Origin of the sequence: Glaciimonas sp. Gout2, from assembly GCF_035018905.1 — a bacterium.
Lineage (GTDB): Bacteria > Pseudomonadota > Gammaproteobacteria > Burkholderiales > Burkholderiaceae_D > Glaciimonas.
Genome location: NZ_JASJXA010000001.1, coordinates 39,029 through 59,857, shown reverse-complemented (window position 1 = coordinate 59,857; position 20,829 = coordinate 39,029). Strand labels below are relative to the sequence as shown.

Sequence of the window (20,829 nt, the reverse complement as noted above, 5' to 3'; positions counted from 1 at the left end):
CGCCAGTCTATCCCGACGGGGAGACAAACCGGAAACCTTCACCGGCCTGACTGGTGCCCCATTTAATGAAGGCGCTTGAAGGAGCGCAGCACGAGTGAAAATTTACTTGCTATTCCAATATGCATTCCCATAGCGTCAGACATTAAAGCACATTTGCATAAGGCTTTTGACGAACTTACTCCTGTGTTGGCCGCCAGAGTGGAGCAAGCATTTAAAGCGGTCGTTCTCGATTCACAGTTAGATGAATTAACGAGTGATGAACGGAAAAAACGGGATATTTCCACGTCACCATCGCCATGCTTGAGAACGCCCGTAAGAAATTGCGCACCTTAGTCAAATTGATTGAAAAGGGCAAAAAGAACATCGTATACACAGATTTTCGAGATGAATTTGGTGAGGATACAGCGATTACGTTGCCGGGTATCAGTACAGGTATGAACTTCGCTAAGTTCAAGGAAAAAGCCCGGCAGTTTCTGAGGGTGCATGAAAGTCACCTGTCTTTGCAGCGCCTGCGTCGCAACCAACCGCTGACGTCTTCCGACCTTGAAGAGCTGGGACGCATGCTGGAGGATGCCGGTGGTTCCGCCGATTTGATTCAACAGGCAACAGAACAAAGCCAGGGGCTTGGTATCTTTATTCGTTCTCTCGTTGGGTTAGACCGTGAGACTGCTAAGCAGGCATTCAGCCAGTTCGTGGTGGGTACTACTGTCACCGCCAGTCAGTTGGAGTTCATTAACCTCATTGTGCAATATCTGACGGAAAACGGAGTAATGGATGCGGCACGGCTGTATGAGTCTCCGTTCACTGATATCAGCTTGCAAGGGCCCGAGGCATTGTTCTTGCCAATGCGCGTGACGGAGATGGTACTTGTTCTCGATGAGATAAGGAAACGTGCGATAGCCTAAATTAGCGTTCAGCAACAGATTAATCTATAGGCAAAACATGAGACAGGCAAAAGACGGAAATTATGGCAGAAAATAGCAATCAAATTGTGTATGTACTCACAAATCCTGCAATGGTTGGATTGGTAAAAATCGGAAAAACGTCTCAGTTTGAGGTCGAAGAGCGGATGAAGCAGCTTTATGGGACCGGGGTGCCAGTTCCTTTTGAGTGCGCGTTCGCCTGCCAAGTTAAAGACGCGAGCGAGGTCGAGAAGGCATTACATTACGCTTTTGGTAAAACGCGCATCAATCCGAGCAGAGAGTTTTTTAGAATTGAGCCAGACCGGGTTATAGCCGTTTTGAAGCTACTGAAGGTCGATGACATAACTGTTCAATTTGAACAACAGTTGACTAAAGAATTGGACCCTGTTGATAAGCAGTCCGGGCAAAATCTAAAAAATACGAAACGTCCCTTCATGAATTTCCACGCGCTTGGTATGCCAGACGGCTCTGTTCTGGTTTCAAAGGATGGTGCCATGCAAGTAACCGTCGCCAGTGAACGGAAAGTGAACTTTGAGGGCGCTGTATGTTCATTAATAGTGCCCACAAGAAAATTACTAAATTTAGCCTTAGATTACCCAATTCAGCCGTCCCCATATTGGACATTCAACGGAAGCACAGTTAAAGAAATTTATGAAGCATTTCATAATGAATCAAACAACGACTAGGCCAAGCCAGGCTGTGCGTTGTTAGCGGCTCTATATCTGTGAAGGTGTGGTCATTTCCTAAATCGGGTTACACAGCGGTTACATGGAACGATAAAGCAAGCAGGGAAGAAAAAGGGTCACCAGCCGAAGCTCGTAACCCTTTGATTTTACTATCTAATTCTGGTGGCCCCCCGCAGAGTCGAACTGCGCACCAACGGATTATGAGTATCTACGTCTAATGGAATACCCTTATAGATCAATAACTTACAAATTCATGCAATATTGTAAGTGCTTGATATTTATGGATCATCCTCCGCATTTGTAGCCTTGCGTGTAGCCTAGACTCCGTTGCAAACCAAAGGACAAAGAATCCTTTACTCTAATCGATCAAATAAGTTTATCTCCCCCGAAAATTTTAGTTCGCTTTTAGATATATTATTCGAAAGTTAGTATAAAAAATATATCCTCAAGATAAATTATTATATAATTTCATTAATATCATGAACCCAATATCTTTTCACCACCCCGTGTGCACTCATAACTTTCGTCACCGTCAACATCATCTTTCCTTTGTTTTCTTTCTTATGCTCTTGCATTGACTTAATCGCTAAATCAACAACTCTACGATCAATATCTTTGATTAAACCAAAAGATATTATCCGACCTTCATCATCGGAAAACACACGACCAAAATTGCTCAATACGCTAAACCGAGTAACATTTCCAACGAGGTACTCAGTAATAGTTAATTCATCGCGAGTCGTTACATAATTCAGAGTTGACTTATTTAATTCCATTACATCGCTAACTCTCGGTCTACCAATAAATATTCTTACATTTTCATCACTATTTATAGACTTGTGCATTAATTGCATCGGAGCCTCAAGAGCGTCTGAAATTTCATCAATATGTACGTCATGATTTTTTGCGAAAGATCGAACATAAGGTGTTGTTGGCTCCCACTCTCCACCTACAGCTCCAGTCCAAACCCACGTTAAGTAATCCCAAAATGCGTTCGCAATTACAGACGAACCCACACGATTAATTACTCTATCATCAAACTGAATAGCAATTTGCTCTTCAAAACATCCTTTAATGGACGATTGAATAACTGTTTTGGAACCAGTAGCAGTCTTATTTTTCTTTCTAATTTCACCATTGTTCGCAAATGAGTGAGTTACCATATTTACACTTCTAGCTAAACCATAAATAGTATTCGCTGCATCATATATATCCAACACACCTTCATCGGCTAATCCACCTTCAACTCGAAGTGTAAGTTTTATATCCTTATTTGACACTTATATTCCTATCCCTGATTTTTAATTATTTTTGGTTGAGCTATATTTAATATTTATATAAATTTTCTACTTCAAATCAGTTTCATGTTTTTTAACAAGATTAGGAATTACCCTTTCACTTGATCCGGCCATTAAACTAAAAGCTAATAATGTGGCAAGTGAACTCCCTGATGTTTTTAATGCATAAAAGGCGACTCCCCCCTTAGTGAGCAATACGATTAAAGCACCAGCGAATAGTCCCGTTATAATTCTAGCCAAACCTTCAGTAACATGAATTGTTATCCCTGCTCTAGCATCTAAAGAAATTTTAGTGGAGCGACTTGCAATGGATAAAAATGCACCCAGTCCGCCTACCATTGCACATATTGCAACCGTGAAAGCTATGATGCCAAAAAATTGTCGCAAATCAATTCTGAATATCCAAAAAATAATTAAAATTATCAGCGAAATTAATGCTGGAATCCCAGAGCCAAGAAAGTACCACAGCCAAGATGTCTCCAAATTTCTAAGTGAAATTTCTTTTTCAATAAGTTTGAACATCTCATTGGAAAGCTCCTTATGGCCCTCAAGAGCACGCACTAAACCCTCCGCTATTTGCTGGCGGATAGGCTTAAGAATTTTTTCTTCTGTTATAAAATGTGAACAAGACTCGAGTTTAGATAACTTATTTAAAGCAGTACTAATATCTTTGTCATCGGAAATTCGTCCATACCATTGAGTACACAGAGCCTCATCTAAATATACGTTATAATTTTCATGAGTAACGATTAGTACGCGTACTTTTTTACCGAGAAATGGATCTAGATCGCCCTCTTTAAGAGAGGGGAGCCCCTCTTTCTCCGGCAATTTATCGTTTTTGAATTGTGCAATCTTATTATCCATATTCACATCCCCTCTATCTAAAATAAGCATCAATTACCCTCCCCAAATAAAAAATCCGCTGTGCAAGTTACGCACAGCGGCTTTAATATTGTGGGCCTTAGGTGAGTCGAGCATGGCATCAACGGATTATGCTTACCAAGTTTTTCTTTTGCCAACTCTTTCGGATTTGTGATCTGGACTGTCTCTTGTTTTTACGATCTATCCGTACAATCTCTATACGTTCTCTCGAAACGGTCCGCTCGGGATTGCCACGCGGCCAAATCAACAGAGGTTTCCCGGAATTTGAGCAGTTCTACCAAGGGGCAGAGTGAACTTACCCCAGGCAGCCCAATAAATTTTCTCTGTCCTCATACGAGTCATAGGAGAAAATTTGTTAAGTCCGCTGCTCTAAGCAAGCATGCGCTAGAGCTTGGAAACAATGATTCTATGGCCTTTGCCACCTCTGAAATCAGGTGATTCGTAGCTTTTACTAATCTTACTACCTTTGCCACATTTCTAAGCAACTGATTTTATTTAATTTATTAAAATCAACAAAACGTTTATGAGGCTGCGCATGCAACATAGTTGATGCCCCGATCATTGGCCTAGCGTAGCCTGGAATTCATTGCAAACTAAAGGACAAAAAATCCTTTCGTCTAACGGAGTAGCACGTTTTATGGACCTCTTAAACCTTGGTTAGCGCTGGTCGATCCAAGAAAATTTGAGTGGACCAGCCGAATTCCATCATCAACCTTAAAAAATCGAATAATTCCGTAGCTTAACTTATCAAAAAATTGATCCGATTAATCACGGGAAACCAATTAATCCTCTATTCCAAAATAATAGAAAATTTTAGTCTTATCACTTACTTTCGTAATGCATATCAACTTGGATACCAAGTAGTTTTCCAGCGTGAGAGTCATCACGGAGCTCCAAGACAGTGTTGTCAACAATAAGCCGTTGAAATTCGTCACTTGTAAATTCCTCTGACATGCCGCTAATGAAATCAGGGTTTAGAGTAGCTATGTATTGAGCGCCTAAGTTACCGACTACTTTGTCAGCCAGGGTAAACACTTTGGCACGCTGACGCACATCCATGTTGGCAAAGAGTCGCCCATCATGAAAAATAAAATCAATCTTATGATTTTGCCTTAACGCCAATAAGGTCAAGTCATAGCAAAATATTCTTACCTCATTGATACCATCAGAGCTATCATTTTCGACCTTAATGTCAAAATCAAATCGTTTCTGATTGTTGCCCTCATTGTTATGAAATGAGATGCCCGCAGGAGAATTTGGATAAAATTCAGAAACAAAAGACTTAAAAACTGAAAAATTTCTCTCTCTAAAGCTCTTTGTATCCTCTAGGTAGCTGTTAGTTTTTTTAACCTCTTCACCTAGCTCAACATCTAAATCTGCTGCACGATTGCTGTATTCAAAATCAATAGCTTTGTAGTCTCTGACTTTCTGTGCTTGCGCACTCCGGTCAGAGATTTCTGAAACCAAAGCCGTGTATTGATCAAGAGCTTGCGAATGACTTAAGGTTCGCAACTCGCTGTCTAAGTCCGTTTGTTTTTTTCGTAATGCTAGTTCTGCCTTGCGGATTGAATCAATAAGACGCAGCTTTTCACTACTTAAACGTGCAATCCGATTTTCAAGCATGCGTTTATGAAAATCCGTGACCTCATCTAACCGTTTTAAGGTAGTTTCCTTAAAATTGTTCAAGAGATCGCCATACAAATCATTCACACGTGTCAATGATAGGTCGGGCTGTTCTTTCATGCTTGCAGAAATATTATCGACAGCAGAGCGCCACAAGAAAATTAGATTTTTGTCTTGTTCTATTGATGCGGCAAGAATATCCGCATTCTTTTGTAGATCGTAAAAGTTATCTGCTACAACAAAGTCATCTTTCTTTTTACCAAGTTCTTGGACTTTTTGTTCAATGTAGGAAAGCAAAATATCTGCGTCTCGCCCACCTGAATAAAATTCTTTTAGGAGAGGGTCATCTCTGAAATTTTGACGCAAGTTTTTAAGCTTTGTTATTTCGCTCCGTATAGCAGCTTTTTTTGAAATTAATTCAACATCAATGCCCAACAAAAAGGCGTTCCTAACAAGCATTTCGTATTCCGAAAAATCGCTTGTATCTCTTGGATCAACATACTGTTTAAGACCACGCCGTAAAAACTTTGGCATGAGAGATCTATACGTAAGACCAGGTATGCCGTCAGGAATAGAAAATAGTCGAGCCTCAAACCAAGAATTTAAAGTAGCAAGTTTGATCTGGACATGGTCAAGATGGACAACGCTTTGCGTGCTCGTGTTTCGTGAGACAACATGCCGTTCATTGTCTATAGTAAATTCGAGCGAAAATTCCCATTGAGGTATTTTTTTCTCAAACTCATTGTTTTTATTTGAACCTAGACAGAAATGCAGCAATTCAACAATCAAAGACTTACCAACACCGTTGTAGGTAGAGCCTTGATTAGTTTTTGACCCAATGATGAGCGTTAAACCAGTCTCATTGAAATTGACGGTGTTGAACGTTTCATGGTTAGAGTAAAGTTTTATTAAACGCATTTTTCCAATGCTCCATCACTTTTTAACTTGACCGCCCCAACGGCAAACAGAAAATCAACAGCAAACACAACACTCTCAAAGGAATGCTGAGACGGATACTCTTTGCCCATTACAGCCTTGGCAAAGAGCCGCCACAGTTCATCAATCGTCTTAGGTGTTGCAAGGAGCTCAAGTAAAAAGCTACCTAATCCGTAAAACGACTCTGACAGCTTGATATGTTTATCTGGCATTAGCATTCCGGTGGCTCCTCGAAAATATCACAAGCTTCGAAAAAATAGGCCATAACAACAAGTGCTGCATCATGCAATTCTTTTTCAACACGCCTGTCGACAACGCCATGTGATTTTGGCGTTACCTGAGTAAGAATATGGGCCAACAATTGATCTTGCGCCGATGCTTGACTCGATGTATCTGAAAAGCTTATCGCTTTACCAGCCTCGTAGATAGCTTTCAACTTGTCGCGGACAGTTTGCCTACAGAACGAACCATTCATCTCAAAGAATTGCTCTACTGTAGCTCTCCTATAGTCGGCATCGCGGAGCCAGTTTGCAGTAATACTTAGACTGTTGAAAGCAATCTTTTTTTCAAAGTCGGGGTCGGTGAAAGATTGATCTAAAGATCGAATTATTGGATTTTTGATGATGTGGCCGACAACCTCAGACACCAAGTCAATCTTTAAGACCCTGATTTCAGCAGGATTAGGAATGAAACCAACAACGGAAACTATTTGGTCATCGTCAAGCCCAAACAACACTTGCTCAAGGTCTTTGGTCAAGAAAGGCTTACATACTTGCAAGTCGTGTGCTGTCTTTAATGTAGCCAATGCTGCATAAGTTGTTGGGTAAGCGCCAGGAGTAACGCGGTTGCCGTCATTGATTACAAAATAAAATTCTTGGATGCCTGTCGGATAGACTTGAGAGCCACCCCATTTCAGCGCCAATCCGTCAAAGTCCTCTTTCAGCTTTCTGATAGCCTCGGACTCTGTATATGTCTCAGGAGAATAGACTTGGTAGTACCTACCGTAAGTAGGCATATGACCATCATTTTTCCAATCGCCCTCGTTGCCTTGTGGTTTGACCGGTGAAAAGTCAGGGTCGGCCAAACTCATTATTCTTGAGAATTCATTCTGGAACCCCATGCCGATCAAACCGGACATGCGTGATCTAAACAAAATCCTTGCCAATGCCTTTTCCGTAGTATTCACTAGCACCTCTTGAGTTTGATCATGACCAGAACAAGCTTAGGTAATTATGTACAGAAAAGCCGCAGCCTGTTTCCAAGCTGCGGCTTTGTTGTTTGGTGGGCCTCCCCAGAGTCGAACTGGGCACCAACGGATTATGCTTACCAACTATGGCTTTCGCCACCCCTTTCAGGTTTGTGGTCTGGACTGTCTCTTGTCTTTACGACCTACCCGTACAGTCTCTACACGTTCTCTCTAATGAGAGCTTCGCTCGGGATTGCCACGCTGCCAAAGCAACAGAGGTTTCCCCGAATTTGAGCAGTTCTACCAAGGGACAGAGTGAACTTACCCCAAGGCAACCCAATCAATTTTCTCCGTCCTCTTACGAGTCGTAGGAGAGAATTTGTTAAGTCCGCTGCTCTAACCAAGCATGAGCTAGAGGCCCTGAAACTATTTTTACTGCTTTTGCCCAATGTTGAAAAAGAACAATTTGTAGCCTATGTGTAGCCTTAACCGATTTTACCACTTTTGTTACGCTCTAAGTCTTTGATTTTATTCAAAAAATTAGAATTCACTAAACCCTTATGAGTCCGCTGCTCTAACCAAGCATGAGCTAGGGGGCCGATTTCCTACTTAAACTATTATTGCTGCCGGTATTCGCTGGCACTATTGTTTTATAAGCGGATCAGCATTGTAGAAGAATTTAGCTCTTGATAGCAACTATTGTTGAAGATTGCTACGCAAGAATATCAATGCAAGAACCGCTTAATGTTTTTAGTTGCCTTCGAGGAAGCTCTTCAGCTTGTCGGAACGCGAAGGATGACGCAGTTTGCGTAATGCCTTGGCTTCTATTTGACGGATACGCTCACGTGTAACGTCAAATTGTTTGCCGACTTCTTCTAGCGTGTGATCTGTCGACATTTCAATGCCGAAACGCATGCGCAGCACTTTGGCTTCGCGTGGTGTCAGTGAATCGAGAATGTCTTTGACCACGCCGCGCATTGATGCATGCAATGCAGCGTCGGCTGGTGCCAGCGTATTGTTATCTTCGATGAAATCGCCCAGATGTGAATCATCGTCATCGCCGATCGGTGTTTCCATCGAAATCGGCTCTTTGGCGATCTTCATGATCTTGCGGATCTTGTCCTCTGGCATTTCCATCTTGATCGCTAATGTTGCCGGATCTGGCTCAGCGCCGGTTTCCTGCAAAATTTGACGAGAAATACGGTTCATTTTGTTGATCGTTTCGATCATGTGAACCGGAATTCGGATGGTACGTGCCTGGTCGGCGATCGAGCGAGTGATCGCTTGACGGATCCACCAGGTTGCATATGTCGAGAATTTATAACCGCGACGGTATTCAAATTTGTCGACGGCCTTCATCAGTCCGATGTTGCCTTCCTGGATCAGATCCAGAAACTGCAAACCACGGTTGGTATATTTCTTTGCAATCGAAATCACGAGGCGCAAGTTAGCCTCAGTCATTTCGCGCTTAGCCATACGCGCTTTTTTCTCGCCAGCGCCCATCTTTTTGTTGATGCCGCGCAGATCCGGCAGTGGCAACACGACGCGCGCTTGCAGGTCTATCAGGCGTTGTTGTAATTCTTTGACTGCTGGGACGTTGCGGCTCAATACAACGCTGTATGGATGATTGCCGTTGACTTCACCATCAACCCAGTCCAGATTGGTTTCGTTGCCTGGAAATACTTTGATGAAGTGTAGGCGCGGCATGTCGCATTTGTTGACTGCGACGTCCAGAATTTGACGCTCAATCTTGCGAACTTCATCCACCTGACCACGCAACGTATCGCACAGTTTTTCTACAACTTTGGCCGTAAAACGAATCCCAAGAAGCTCGTGCGAGATGATCTCTTGCGCTTTGGTGTATGGTTTTGAGTTGTAGCCATCTTTTTCGAAGGCTTTACGCATTTTGTCGAATTGGGTCGAGATGGTTTCGAACTTGGCCAGCGCATCGCGCTTTAACTGCTCAAGTTGTTCTGCCGAGAATCCTGCAGCACCGGAGTTGCTGTTGGCTTCTTCCTCTTCCGCTTCTTCTTCGTCTTCTTCTTCGTCTTCTTCTTCGTTTTCGTCGTCAGCAGTTACGGCGGCGGCGGTAGTGACCGCTTCGTCTGTTGCGTTCAGGTCAACAAGTCCGTCAACGATTTCATCGATCTTTATTTCGTCTTTTGAAATTCTGTCAGCAGCAAGAATGATTTCCGCGATCGTGGTTGGGCACGCCGAAATTGCCTGAATCATATCTTTCAGGCCGTCTTCGATACGTTTGGCGATTTCGATTTCGCCTTCGCGCGTCAGCAATTCAACCGAACCCATTTCCCGCATGTACATGCGGACCGGGTCGGTAGTACGACCGAAGTCTGAGTCCACGGTTGAAAGTGCTGCTTCTGCTGCTGCTTCTGCTTCATCATCGCTGGTAACGGTTGCGACGTTATCGGACAAAAGCAGGGTTTCGGCGTCTGGAGCGTGCTCCGAAACCGCAATACCCATGTCGCTGAACGTGCCAATGATGCCTTCAATCGCTTCCGGATCAATGATGTTTTCAGGCAAATGATCGTTGATTTCTGAATAAGTCAGGAAGCCACGTTCCTTACCCATTTTAATCAGCGTCTTGAGCTTTTGACGACGTGCTTCGAGTTCTTCTTCAGAGGCTTCAGTGTCTGAGGAGAAAGCGTCTTTCAGGAGCGCTTTTTCTTTGGCTTTCCGATCCTTCGCTTTGGCCTTGTCGACAGCTTTAAGTTCGGCGCGCTCGACCGCATTCAGCGCGGCGATTTCGTCGTTCTCTGGCTGAAATTCTTTCGGCTTGCGACCACGACGACCCGGCACTTTAACCGAAGGTAAAATGTAGCTGGACGTGTCAATCGCGGCAAGAGTCGCGGCATCGGTAGTCTGACTGACGCCCGATCCGATCATTACGCTCATGTCCTTCGGGACAACTACTACGACTACTTCAGCGGCAGCAATGTTTTTAGGCGACTTGACGACTTTGAGTAAGGGTTTCTTGTTTGGCACAGGGGCTTTCGATTTCACAGATACTGGCTTCGCAACAGTACTTGATGCACTTTTTTTCGTGGGCGTTGCAGCCGCCTTGGAAACTGCCTTTGGAGCAGCTTTGACGGCTACTTTAGGCGCTAGTTTTTTGGTATCAGGGCCAGCAACTTTCTGACCCGGCGATTTTCCTGCCGTTTTACTAAGCGACTTGATAGCGGTCGTTTCGGTGGGTTTTACAATTGAAGAATGCGCGGCTGATTTTTTTGCCGTCGGCTTCACTATCTTGGTTGAAATTGTCTGGGTTTTCGCGGGTTTCTTCATTGCGTTCGCCATGGAATCATTTACCAAACTGGTTACACTAATTTGCGCGATGCTTTGTGATACTTTGCTTAGGCCTAGTCAATCTTTTAACTTACACGCATTATTGACTTTACATAAATCGCCAATTATTAACTATTGCGTATTTGCGCACCAATCTTCAACTTTATTATTAACACTTCAAAACATTCCATCTCTATAATTCTTTGTCTGCGCTTATTGCATGATGTATTGCACGTTAAGACAGTGAATCCAAAGCCTTCTATTATAACATATGGAGGGACACTTCTCCAATTCAAGAGCATCGCTATATGATCTATAATTTGATGACTTATCGCGGTTAACGTTCCATTCGCCTGTTTGCGGATGTTGTTTTTAAAGCTGTATGTTAACGCTGTGCCAGTTCGGCTTCGGCTTTGCGACGCAAATGCTCTTTCTTTAAAGTTAACTCTTGATAACGTTTCCGCTCGTCATCTGTTCCTTGCCACGTTGCTGCTAATTGATTAAGTTCTTCTGTAATAGTCTTCATTTTGGTCTGATGAATGGCGTCGGTTAATTCCATCCGGGCTGTTTCAATTTCAGATTCCGCTTGAGCTGCTATTTCGGCAATCAGGGATTCGAATTCCGCACCGCCTTCACGTAAATGTTCGGCAAGCGAGGCAAAATTTGCTTGTGCGCCCATTGTGCGGCTGGCTTCAATCAGTTGCGCTAACATTTCTGCACGGTCTGGCGCAAAGTTTGCCACTGCTTCCAATGCCGATTCGTCTAACTCAGATGTCAATGACGGATGCGCCACCATCAATCGAATTATCTGTCTTTCAATTCCTACCGGTGCAGGGCGATTGCCGCGCGGTGGTGCCTGGCGCGCACGGGCAATCGGTTTTACCAATTCGAATAACGATTCGATTTCGGCTGCGGTTGACTGCGTTAACTGTGCTAACCCACGAACAATCTGCAATCTGAGGGAAGAGGGCGGCATAATTTGCAGCAGCGGCTTGGCATCAAACTGCGCACGCGCACGCCCCTCAGAAGTAGTCAAGTCCGCTTCAGCGGTGACTTCATTGAGTAAGAATTGCGACAAAGGCATGGCGTCATGGATTTGTCGCTCAAACGCTTCAGCACCTAATTCACGTACGTAGCTGTCTGGATCATGTTCTTTTGGTAAAAATAAGAACTTAATAATCTTGTTGTCGCTGGCGTGCGGCAAGCAGGCGTCGAGCGCCCGCCGTGCGGCACGGCGTCCGGCACCATCTCCATCAAAACTGAAAATAACCTGATCGGTCTGCCTTAATAGCTTGTGGACATGTGTAGGCGTGCAAGCAGTTCCTAGGGTGGCCACTGCTTGCGGAAAACCTAATTGCGCCAACGCAACTACGTCCATATAACCTTCCGTCACTAATACATAACCAGCATCGCGAATGGCTTGTCGTGCCTCAAATAAGCCGTATAACTCATTACCCTTCTGAAATAGGGGTGTTTCCGGCGAATTCAAGTATTTCGGCTCTCCGTTACCCATGACGCGACCACCAAAGCCGATGACCTGACCTTTGGTGTTGCGAATTGGAAACATGATGCGATCACGAAAGCGATCATAACGTTTGCGGTTATTGCCTTCTTCGTCGGTTCGGTCGATAACCAATCCGGATTCGACGAGGGCGGTGACTTCGTAATCAGGGAAAACGGTGCGCAAGCTATCCCAGTTGTCTATTGAGTAACCCAATCCAAACTTGGCAGCAATTTCGCCGGTTAATCCACGGCCTTTTAAATAGGCAACGGCGTTTGGAGCCGTGCGCAAATTTTGTCGATAGAAGTCGCAGGCAATCGTCATGGCTTCAGATAAGGCCAGACTTTGGGCCTGATAAGCCGCACGTTGCGCCGGTGGAATCTTGTCGTCGCTTTCTGGCACGACCATGCCGACATTTTGGGCTAAATCCTTTACTGCTTCGACAAATCCAAGGCCGGAATACTCGATCAGAAACCCAATCGCCGTGCCATGTGCGCCACAGCCAAAGCAGTGATAAAACTGTTTGGTAGGGCTAACAGTAAAGCTCGGGGATTTTTCGTTGTGAAAAGGACACAAACCCATGAAGTTTGCGCCACCTTTCTTGAGCTGCACATAGCGACCCACCACGTCGACAATATCAACGCGGGTAAGTAGATCCTGAATAAAGGATTGTGGAATCACTGCGGCTAATCTTTTCCGAGTTGGTCGAGTTTTGGTCGAGTGCTAGTGTGGATCAAAATTAAGCTTTGGGAGATAACGCGACCTTCACGAGCGCGGACACTGCGGTAAGGTCAGCGCGACCGGCTAATTTTGGCTTTAAGATGGCCATCACTTTACCCATGTCTTGCGGTCCGGCAGCACCGCTGGCGCTAACGGCTGCGGCAACTTCGGCGTGAATTTCTGCGTCGGATAATCCTGCTGGCATATAGGCGACAAGGATAATGAGCTCCGCTTTTTCTATATCAGCTAAATCCTGACGATTTCCCGCTTCAAACTGGGTTATCGAGTCCTTGCGCTGCTTGATCATTTTTTCAATGATGGCGAGAACTTGTGTGTCGGTAACGGTAATCCGTTCATCGACTTCTTTTTGCTTTATGGCGGCAGTGATCAGGCGAATAGTGTTAAGTTTCGCTGCTTCTTTGGCGCGCATTGCGCCCTTCATGTCTTCGGTAATTTGTTCTTTAAGACCCATGTGATTCTCCAAGGTGAAATCAATAGACTTTTTCTGAACCTGCTGCGCTTGGCAGTGGTGACAATCCTCATTTACCCAGGCAACTAAACTATCGTTAGGCAGGATTCCGTGCGCATCGTTTTCACGAGGCTTTCTACGGTCCGGCAAGAAGTCTAATTAACAAGTCTAAAACAAGCCTAGTTAAATTAGGCTAAATAAGTAAGTCTGATAAATGGGAAAACCCGCTGCGGAACAACACCGGAGCGGGTTTGTAATTCTTGTCTTGCCACCGCAATAAACGCGGTGAAGAATCAGTACAGCTTTTTCGGCAATTGCTGGCTGCGGATGCGTTTGTAATGACGCTTCACTGCAGCTGCTAGCTTACGCTTACGTTCAGCTGTCGGCTTCTCGTAAAACTCGCGCGCGCGCAACTCGGTCAATAGACCTGTTTTTTCGATGGTGCGCTTGAAGCGACGCATTGCGACTTCGAACGGCTCGTTTTCTTTAAGACGAATTGTGGTCATGTAAATTCAAACCATGGTTAAATTGGGAAGAGGGCGATTATAGCAGGGGAAATCAATAAAGGGAAGCGCTCTGATATTCCCTAATCGAAGGTAAGTGCAAATGCGCCACAATTAGTGGCAATTCAGAACTAACTTTCGCTATTCTATATTTTTTTCGCCATATAGACATTGAAATTGGAGGGCAGTCCGAAATTAAAAAGACATTCCTGCCGCCGTTGCCGAAGCCCATGCCCATTGAAAGTTATAACCACCGAGCCAGCCCGTGACGTCTACCGCCTCGCCAATAAAGTGGAGTCCGGGTACTTTATTGACCATCATGCTTTGTTGCGACAATTCGCGCGTGTCTACGCCGCCAAGCGTGACTTCAGCTTTACGGTAGCCCTCCGAGCCGTTGGGAGTGATCTCCCAGCGATTGATGGCGTCGCTCAGTGTGCGCAGCATACGGTCTGGAGTGTCGGCAATCCGCGCTGTCGGATCAATACCATTGGCCTCTAAAAGCCCTACGGCCAGACGATTCGGTAGCCATTGGGAAAGTAAATTACTAAAATTCTTCTTGATAGACGTTTTGCCAGCGATCAAGGTCTCGGCAATATCAATTTCAGGTAACAAATTCAGGTTGAGTGGTTGCCCCGGTTGCCAAAAACTTGAAATTTGTAAAATGGCAGGCCCGGATAAGCCGCGATGCGTGAAAAGCAGGTCTTCTTTAAAGAAACCACGGGATTTTTTGTCGCCGGCTTCGACTTCAACTGGCAACGCTATTCCTGCGAGTGGCAAAAACGGTTGCCAACCAGCAGCATCAAATGTCAGTGGAACAAGGCCGGGACGCGGCGGAATCATTTTTAGGCCGAACTGTTGCGCGATACGATATGCAAAATCAGTCGCGCCAATCTTGGGAATTGATAACCCTCCAGTGGCGATGACGACATTCGCTGCGAGTATTTCTCCGATACCGGTATCGAGCCGAAATAAATCACCTTCTTTACCAATACTGGCAACACTGCAAGGCATGCGCCAACTAACGTTGCCGAGTTCACATTCGGCTTTCAGCATGGCAATAATTTGCTCTGCCGAGTCGTCGCAAAATAGTTGTCCCTTATGCTTTTCGTGATAGCCAATACGATAGCGTTTTACCAGGTTAATGAAATCCTGCGGGCTATATCGGGATAATGCACTTTTGCAAAAGTGTGGATTTTGTGAAAGGTAATGCTGTGGTGCGGCAGCGGCGTTGGTGAAGTTGCAGCGACCACCACCAGAAATGCGGATTTTTTCCGCCAACTTTGGAGCGTGGTCAATCAGGACTACTTTTTTCCCTCGCTGACCTGCTACAGCGGCACACATCATGCCTGCAGCACCGGCGCCAATTACGGCGACATCGAATTGTTTTGCCATTACTTTTTGGTATTTTTGTTGTGTGTATGTTGCGTATTTTCAATATTTTTTGATTATTGAAAGTACGGTGGAGGCGTTAGACCCATCCATAATTCTGAGGACAGTCGCATCATGTCATTTAATGAGCCGCGTTGGGCAAACGTTTTGCGCAACCAGCCAGCATCGCTAAGGCGCTCATTGGCCATATTGGCTAAACGTTTGAGTGATGATCGCTCGGCTTCGTTTTGAGTGTAACGGTCAAGATCTTTTAAATGTGTCAGCAAATGGGCGTGAATAGATTGTTTGGTAGATGTGGCTAATGTCTCTCCATGGATCGCGTAGGAACCATTTAGCCCGTAGCGACTGGCTTCAAAGCGGTTGAATTCATAGAGAAGATAAAAGTCGTTACGTATCACAAAAGGTCGCTCGGTCAATATCCAGCGCGCTAGTAGTTGTGCATAGCAACCCAGATGGGCGGCATGTTCGATGGTGAGTGGCGTGTCGCAAACGCGAATTTCAACCGTGCCGTATTCTGGTTTTGGTCGGATATCCCAGTAAAAATCTTTCATACTGCCGATGATGCCCATTTGGAGCAACTCGTTGTAATACCGTTCAAATTCTGTCCACCGATGCATGACTGGCGCGGTACCCGATAGTGGAAACGCACGGACTACATTGCTACGCGACGATTCGAATTGCGTGTCTGCGCCTTGATAGTATGGGGAGGCGGCAGAGAGGGCAATAAAATGGGGGACAAATCGCGAGAAGGCATGGGTTAAATAGAGGGCGTCGTCGCCATTCGGTACACCGATGTGAATATGTTGACCGAATACAGTGAAAGATTTGGCGAGATAACCATATTTTTCATACAAGTGATTAAATCGTTCACTTGGCGTAATACGTTGTTCGTTCCAGTGTTGAAATGGATGAGCGCCACCGCCGGAGACATCGATATTGAGGTACTGTGCGCCTTTGTTGAGGGCCGCGCGCAGTACTTTTAGTTCTTCTATCAAAGAGTCTACGCTGGTGTGGATGTCGGAATTGAGCTCGATCATGCCCTGGGTTACTTCCAGTTTGATTTGCTTTTGCAAATCGCGTGGCTCAATCCAGGTCAGCAAATCTACCGCGTCGCTAGCGAGATTGTAATTACGTCGATTGACAAGTTGCAACTCCAGCTCGATTCCCATCGTATATGGGGTCGAGGAGGTAAATGGTAATATTTCCGGGTTTGCCGGAGCGTTTAGATCGTCGGATTCAACCATGTTTTTTCTCCGTTGTCCTTATACCGGCCAACAATTGTGTAACCTGAATTGGGTAGTTGGATAGGTCTGAGTGTGCATTTTTTAGATAAAACGCAGGGTCAATTGCCGAATTCAGGTTTAACCTTCGCGTCCACTTTCGCCAGATTTGATCAGGGCAAATTGTGTCGCTATGGGACCAAATAGTTCCAGCACGATCAGGCAACCTGCTAGCAGCGGAAGGACGTCCGCAGTCGTATGCGGATAAAGATAAGAAATAGTTTGCATCAAGCCAAGGCCCGCCTCTGTCATTGGTAACGTTGCGAGTGTTATCAATCCTGCTTGTTTCCATTTCATTCTGGCGAAATGCGCAAAAGTGAATACGCCGCAAGCCATTGCGAGGAAGCGGGCGCCAATTAATACCATCACCGATGTGCCGACCATCGATAGATCGGTCAGGCGAATCGATGCGCCGATAGAGACAAATAACATGACGATAAATAACTCGTTGGCGATGCCAAATTCCAACTCCATCAAATCGTATTGATGATCGAGGTTTTTTGACATAATCGCGAAGACGAGCATCGTCAGCAATACAGGTAGTTGTAAGGCATGTGCGGCACCGATCGCCAGCGAGATAACGGCAATGACGAGTACGAACTGACGACTTGGTTGGCGACCTAGTAAGCGTGCCAGCGGAATCATCAGCCGGTAGGTGGCATACGCCAGCAGCAACGATCCAACGAGTGAATAAGCGGTGTGCGCTGCTAAGGTTAAGAAGGGCGTGCCTTCATGCGCGATGATTGGCAGTAGGGCGTAGGCAATGAGAATGGCGACAAAATTATTCAGTGCGGTCATTGCTGCCAGGCGCCGTGTCACCTGACCTTCTGCTTTAAGGTCTCTTAAGACGACGATAATAACGGCCGGTGCGGTGGCGATGGCGAGGACGCCACCCAGCATTGCGACGACTTTTGACGTGCCGACCCAGATTAGCGCGCTGCTGACGAAGCCAAAGCAGAGTGCTGAACTTAATAAGACTGTGGCAGTTAGCCATTTTTCGCGCCGCAGCCAGCCAATGTCTACGTAACGGCCAAGTTGATAGACGACCAGTGCAACTGCAATATCGGCAAAAATATTTGCTAATTTTAGTACATCGCCAGAAAGCAGATTAAGACCACCAACGCCAAGAATAAATCCGACGACCAGATAGCCCGTAATTCGTGGAACCCAAGGGGTTTTTGTTGCTATATAGCCGCCCAGCAATCCGAATAACAGCAAGCTGCCAAATAGCAGTAGTGCATTCCACTGTATCGGGTCTGCTAAGGCAAGGGACGGAAGAGCCCAATCCATAGATACTCCCGGAGGTTAGTTTTGCTGATCTTATGCCAATCGCAATCTTTAAAGTTAGCGATAAAGTGTGGCGCAAGAAGCTGATTATGGAGAACAAACGATTAACTGCATTGCTGCAGAATTAACGCAGAATTTAATCTAGATTGAAAGAATCTGAACTATGCGAAATACCTGAGGAAAACCAAGTCTTAGCAGCGGGGTGATGGTTTTTTGATTACATCTATTATAATAAGTACGTCGCATTGGCTTGCTCCTGAAATCATGGAAGGACATTTCTGGACTTTACCCTCGTGAATAAAATATTCGTGCGTTAAATCATTAACGATTTGTCAGTTTTTATCTGAGTTGGTTCCATATTTGCACTATTTTGGTACGCTTGTAGTGCGACTTAAGGCAAAAATGGTAGTGAAGTTTGCCTGAGTTTAAGTATTTTGCAAACCTCTTTGCAATGCGAGACCTGTTCCAGGATCGGTTTTGGTATTGCAATTCGACCATCTAACGCGTCGTTTATCCAGAGCGCTGTCACACTTGCATCGCGTTCTACGGGTAGGGCAGGGATTTCTTCAGCAACGTTTTGTTTTTCTACCAACGTGCTTTGTCTGCCAAGGTGAAACCATTCTATTTGCTGTGCTCTTTTTGCATTGGCGACCGTTTCGCCCTCGGTACCACGCATGAGAAAAACATCGCCTCGTTCTGCTGCTGCGGTAGTTTTAAAATAGGTACTCAGCATGGCCAGATATTCTGGGTGCGTGTAAGAAGTCAGGCGCAAGGCCGGCGCGCTGAATGGTTGCATAATTTTTACTAACGTGTGTGTCGAGTTGCGTACACCCAAAACACGGCGCATTTCTAGCAAACGCGACATTTTTGGTGCTAGGGCGGCGATTGGCATAAAAGCGGGTTGAAGCCGTGCAAAACGTTGCGTTGCTTCATCGATGCTGGTGGCGTGCGTTTGTCCAAGTGCGGTAAAAATTTCTGCTGTGGTGATTCTTCCCGGGTCGGTGAGTACGCCATGCACCAGGACGGGAATACCTTCGCGGGCTAGCAATAACGCCAGTAAGGGCGTGAGATTGGCCATATGACGGGCGCCGTTGTAACTGGGAATGACCACCGGCGCGTAAATTGATGATCCGGTTACACCTTCAGTTTCGGGAGCGGTCGGTAACGTCGGAAAGGAAGCTTCAGCGGCGTCGAGAAAACCGGCAATTTCATCTACTGATTCGCCCTTGATGCGCATTGCCAGCAAAATACCGCCCATTTCCAGATCAGAGACACGACCATCCAACATGGCAGTATAGAGATCGTAGGCATCCGAGCGAGAAAGGCTGCGCGCACCGTCTTTTCCACGTCCGATTTCCTTGATGAAGCGGGCTGCTTTGAATGGCTCTTGTAATGTTGTGTTTTGCATATGGCAATGTGACAATGTCAGTAAAGAAGGGTTGAATAATGCGCAAATAATGTGTAAAGCGACTGACGGTATTGCAAAGTAATTAACTATTAAAACGAATGAATTTGTCGACTAATTTTGATGACAAGGCGCTATCGGTTGCATCACAGTCAGGTAAAATCAGGCTTCTAATTGATCAATCTCGTCGATGTTGTCGATCAAGCGTTTGAATACGTTGTGTGTACAAATGCTTATTTGTAGACATCATAGCGTCATTCGTGAGGTCGTTTATATGTCTTCGCATGGTCTTTGTGCCATGACTGTGTGCTATCAGTCACTCTTTTTTTGGATCAAACATGGCAATTGACCCCCGCGATCTAGAGGCTCTGCGCTCACCGTTGTTAAGATTTGCGCAACTTCAGTTACGCAACACCAGTTTGGCAGAAGACGCTGTCTCGGAAACCATCGTCGCGGTGATGGAACATCCTGATCGATTTCAGCAGCAATCTTCCCTCAAAACCTATGTTATCGGTATTCTGAAACACAAATTGATTGATCAGTTGCGACGTGGCAAGCGCGAGATCCAACTTACTGATGATCCTTATGATGATCGCAGTGATGCAGATATGGTGGATGCATTGTTCAACAGCCGAGATCACGCAATTGAAGCAATGCCCGATTGGGGAAATCCAGATCAGACACTGGAGCGCAAGGAATTTTTTGATATTTTGCAGTTGTGTATAGACAAGTTGCCAGCCAAAACAGGGCGTATTTTTATGATGCGCGAATGGTTGGAGTTGGACACCGACGCGATCTGCAAGGAACTGGATATTACTACTGCCAACGCGTGGGTGCTGTTGTACCGGGCACGTACGCGCTTGCGTGAATGTCTGCAAATTAATTGGTTTGGTATTCATCCCGCGTAGCGATCGGATAATAGTGTAGTGCCATAAAGTATGGTGTTGTAGTGTGATGTGTTATTTGTTGTTATTAGTACATGTATTTAATCGACAGATATTGCAATTAGATGTAATTTTCGCGGCGTTTCCACGACTACAATTTATGCGTTCTTGTCTTCATGTGTACTTGATGCGTTTTTTTACTGACCTTTATTCCAATAAATAAAATATGCCCCGTCAACGTCTATTTCCTACTTGCCGCGAAACGCAAAGCCTTTTGTCAGAAGCGCAGGATCGAACGCTTTCACCCATCCATCGCGTTCGCGTCAGGGTGCATTTGTGGACTTGTACTGCGTGTACCCGTTTCTCCCGCCATATTCATTTCTTGCGTGATGCAATGCAACGCTTGGGGAAAGATTAAGGACGCACAGCGTTTAAAAAGGTGTTTTGATGCTGCTGCAACACAAAATTTCTCCATAGTTAAGCCCATATGCAGAGAGTTATCTAGCCAGCGTGCGCATTCCATTACAATGCGAGATTGTAAAAATTACCTATTA

At 45.3% G+C, this 20,829-nt stretch carries 17 protein-coding genes; 4 read left to right on the top strand and 13 right to left on the bottom strand.

Annotated elements, in window-relative coordinates; all coding sequences use genetic code 11:
• Positions 1–296 precede the first annotated feature (296 nt).
• Entirely contained in the window at positions 297–905 is a 609-nt protein-coding gene (locus tag QN379_RS00245; RefSeq protein ID WP_323505715.1) for a type I restriction-modification enzyme R subunit C-terminal domain-containing protein, read from the top strand.
• Between the two features lie 62 nt (positions 906–967).
• Positions 968–1,609, top strand: a complete 642-nt coding sequence (locus tag QN379_RS00240; RefSeq protein WP_323505714.1) for a GIY-YIG nuclease family protein — start codon at positions 968–970, stop codon at positions 1,607–1,609.
• Positions 1,610–2,067: 458 nt separating this feature from the next.
• Here QN379_RS00240 and QN379_RS00235 read toward each other — a convergent pair whose 3' ends face one another.
• The 13 genes from QN379_RS00235 to ybiB form a co-directional block, all read right to left on the bottom strand.
• Positions 2,068–2,889 (bottom strand): hypothetical protein, encoded by an 822-nt coding sequence (locus QN379_RS00235; protein ID WP_323505713.1) that lies wholly within the window; start codon positions 2,887–2,889, stop codon positions 2,068–2,070.
• Positions 2,890–2,955: 66 nt separating this feature from the next.
• Positions 2,956–3,801 (bottom strand): hypothetical protein, encoded by an 846-nt coding sequence (locus QN379_RS00230; protein ID WP_323505712.1) that lies wholly within the window; start codon positions 3,799–3,801, stop codon positions 2,956–2,958.
• Between the two features lie 810 nt (positions 3,802–4,611).
• Entirely contained in the window at positions 4,612–6,330 is a 1,719-nt protein-coding gene (locus QN379_RS00225) for a DUF2326 domain-containing protein (protein WP_323505711.1), read from the bottom strand.
• Positions 6,321–6,560 carry an ABC-three component system middle component 6 gene (locus tag QN379_RS00220; RefSeq protein ID WP_323505710.1) on the bottom strand — a complete coding sequence of 80 codons (240 nt, stop codon included), beginning with the start codon at positions 6,558–6,560 and terminating at the stop codon, positions 6,321–6,323. Before QN379_RS00220 ends, QN379_RS00225 begins: the two co-directional genes overlap by 10 nt.
• Positions 6,560–7,534 (bottom strand): ABC-three component system protein, encoded by a 975-nt coding sequence (locus QN379_RS00215; protein WP_323505709.1) that lies wholly within the window; start codon positions 7,532–7,534, stop codon positions 6,560–6,562. Before QN379_RS00215 ends, QN379_RS00220 begins: the two co-directional genes overlap by 1 nt.
• A 750-nt stretch (positions 7,535–8,284) precedes the next feature.
• Positions 8,285–10,849 carry an RNA polymerase sigma factor RpoD gene (gene rpoD, locus QN379_RS00210; RefSeq protein ID WP_416186810.1) on the bottom strand — a complete coding sequence of 855 codons (2,565 nt, stop codon included), beginning with the start codon at positions 10,847–10,849 and terminating at the stop codon, positions 8,285–8,287.
• 373 nt (positions 10,850–11,222) lie between these two features.
• Positions 11,223–13,019 carry a DNA primase gene (gene dnaG / locus QN379_RS00205; protein WP_322236083.1) on the bottom strand — a complete coding sequence of 599 codons (1,797 nt, stop codon included), beginning with the start codon at positions 13,017–13,019 and terminating at the stop codon, positions 11,223–11,225.
• Between the two features lie 58 nt (positions 13,020–13,077).
• Positions 13,078–13,530 carry a GatB/YqeY domain-containing protein gene (locus QN379_RS00200; RefSeq protein ID WP_323505708.1) on the bottom strand — a complete coding sequence of 151 codons (453 nt, stop codon included), beginning with the start codon at positions 13,528–13,530 and terminating at the stop codon, positions 13,078–13,080.
• A gap of 290 nt (positions 13,531–13,820) precedes the next feature.
• Positions 13,821–14,033: a 30S ribosomal protein S21 gene (rpsU, locus tag QN379_RS00195; protein ID WP_005665410.1), complete on the bottom strand. Its 213-nt coding sequence runs from the start codon at positions 14,031–14,033 to the stop codon at positions 13,821–13,823.
• Between the two features lie 192 nt (positions 14,034–14,225).
• Positions 14,226–15,422 (bottom strand): NAD(P)/FAD-dependent oxidoreductase, encoded by a 1,197-nt coding sequence (locus QN379_RS00190; RefSeq protein ID WP_323505707.1) that lies wholly within the window; start codon positions 15,420–15,422, stop codon positions 14,226–14,228.
• A 53-nt stretch (positions 15,423–15,475) separates the two neighbouring features.
• Positions 15,476–16,663 carry a YbdK family carboxylate-amine ligase gene (locus QN379_RS00185; RefSeq protein ID WP_322236127.1) on the bottom strand — a complete coding sequence of 396 codons (1,188 nt, stop codon included), beginning with the start codon at positions 16,661–16,663 and terminating at the stop codon, positions 15,476–15,478.
• A 117-nt stretch (positions 16,664–16,780) separates the two neighbouring features.
• Positions 16,781–17,989 (bottom strand): cation:proton antiporter, encoded by a 1,209-nt coding sequence (locus QN379_RS00180; RefSeq protein WP_323505706.1) that lies wholly within the window; start codon positions 17,987–17,989, stop codon positions 16,781–16,783.
• Positions 17,990–18,377: 388 nt separating this feature from the next.
• Positions 18,378–19,394 carry a DNA-binding protein YbiB gene (gene ybiB / locus QN379_RS00175; protein ID WP_323505705.1) on the bottom strand — a complete coding sequence of 339 codons (1,017 nt, stop codon included), beginning with the start codon at positions 19,392–19,394 and terminating at the stop codon, positions 18,378–18,380.
• A 335-nt stretch (positions 19,395–19,729) separates the two neighbouring features.
• Between ybiB and QN379_RS00170 the strand changes: the two genes are divergently transcribed.
• A complete protein-coding gene (locus QN379_RS00170; RefSeq protein WP_323505704.1) occupies positions 19,730–20,299 on the top strand; it encodes a sigma-70 family RNA polymerase sigma factor in 570 nt (189 codons plus the stop codon).
• 202 nt (positions 20,300–20,501) lie between these two features.
• Entirely contained in the window at positions 20,502–20,693 is a 192-nt protein-coding gene (locus QN379_RS00165; protein ID WP_322236131.1) for a zf-HC2 domain-containing protein, read from the top strand.
• Positions 20,694–20,829: the final 136 nt, after the last annotated feature.

Bases quoted from the DNA above. Each gene is read 5' to 3' on its own strand.
- QN379_RS00190 (WP_323505707.1), bottom strand. From the start codon at position 15,422: ATGGCAAAACAATTCGATGTCGCCGTAATTGGCGCCGGTGCTGCAGGC.
- QN379_RS00225 (WP_323505711.1), bottom strand. From the start codon at position 6,330: ATGCGTTTAATAAAACTTTACTCTAACCATGAAACGTTCAACACCGTC.
- rpoD (WP_416186810.1), bottom strand. From the start codon at position 10,849: ATGGCGAACGCAATGAAGAAACCCGCGAAAACCCAGACAATTTCAACC.
- QN379_RS00230 (WP_323505712.1), bottom strand. From the start codon at position 3,801: ATGCTTATTTTAGATAGAGGGGATGTGAATATGGATAATAAGATTGCA.
- QN379_RS00165 (WP_322236131.1), top strand. From the start codon at position 20,502: ATGCCCCGTCAACGTCTATTTCCTACTTGCCGCGAAACGCAAAGCCTT.
- ybiB (WP_323505705.1), bottom strand. From the start codon at position 19,394: ATGCAAAACACAACATTACAAGAGCCATTCAAAGCAGCCCGCTTCATC.
- QN379_RS00240 (WP_323505714.1), top strand. From the start codon at position 968: ATGGCAGAAAATAGCAATCAAATTGTGTATGTACTCACAAATCCTGCA.
- QN379_RS00180 (WP_323505706.1), bottom strand. From the start codon at position 17,989: ATGGATTGGGCTCTTCCGTCCCTTGCCTTAGCAGACCCGATACAGTGG.
- QN379_RS00245 (WP_323505715.1), top strand. From the start codon at position 297: ATGCTTGAGAACGCCCGTAAGAAATTGCGCACCTTAGTCAAATTGATT.
- QN379_RS00170 (WP_323505704.1), top strand. From the start codon at position 19,730: ATGGCAATTGACCCCCGCGATCTAGAGGCTCTGCGCTCACCGTTGTTA.
- QN379_RS00200 (WP_323505708.1), bottom strand. From the start codon at position 13,530: ATGGGTCTTAAAGAACAAATTACCGAAGACATGAAGGGCGCAATGCGC.
- rpsU (WP_005665410.1), bottom strand. From the start codon at position 14,033: ATGACCACAATTCGTCTTAAAGAAAACGAGCCGTTCGAAGTCGCAATG.
- QN379_RS00185 (WP_322236127.1), bottom strand. From the start codon at position 16,663: ATGGTTGAATCCGACGATCTAAACGCTCCGGCAAACCCGGAAATATTA.
- QN379_RS00220 (WP_323505710.1), bottom strand. From the start codon at position 6,560: ATGCCAGATAAACATATCAAGCTGTCAGAGTCGTTTTACGGATTAGGT.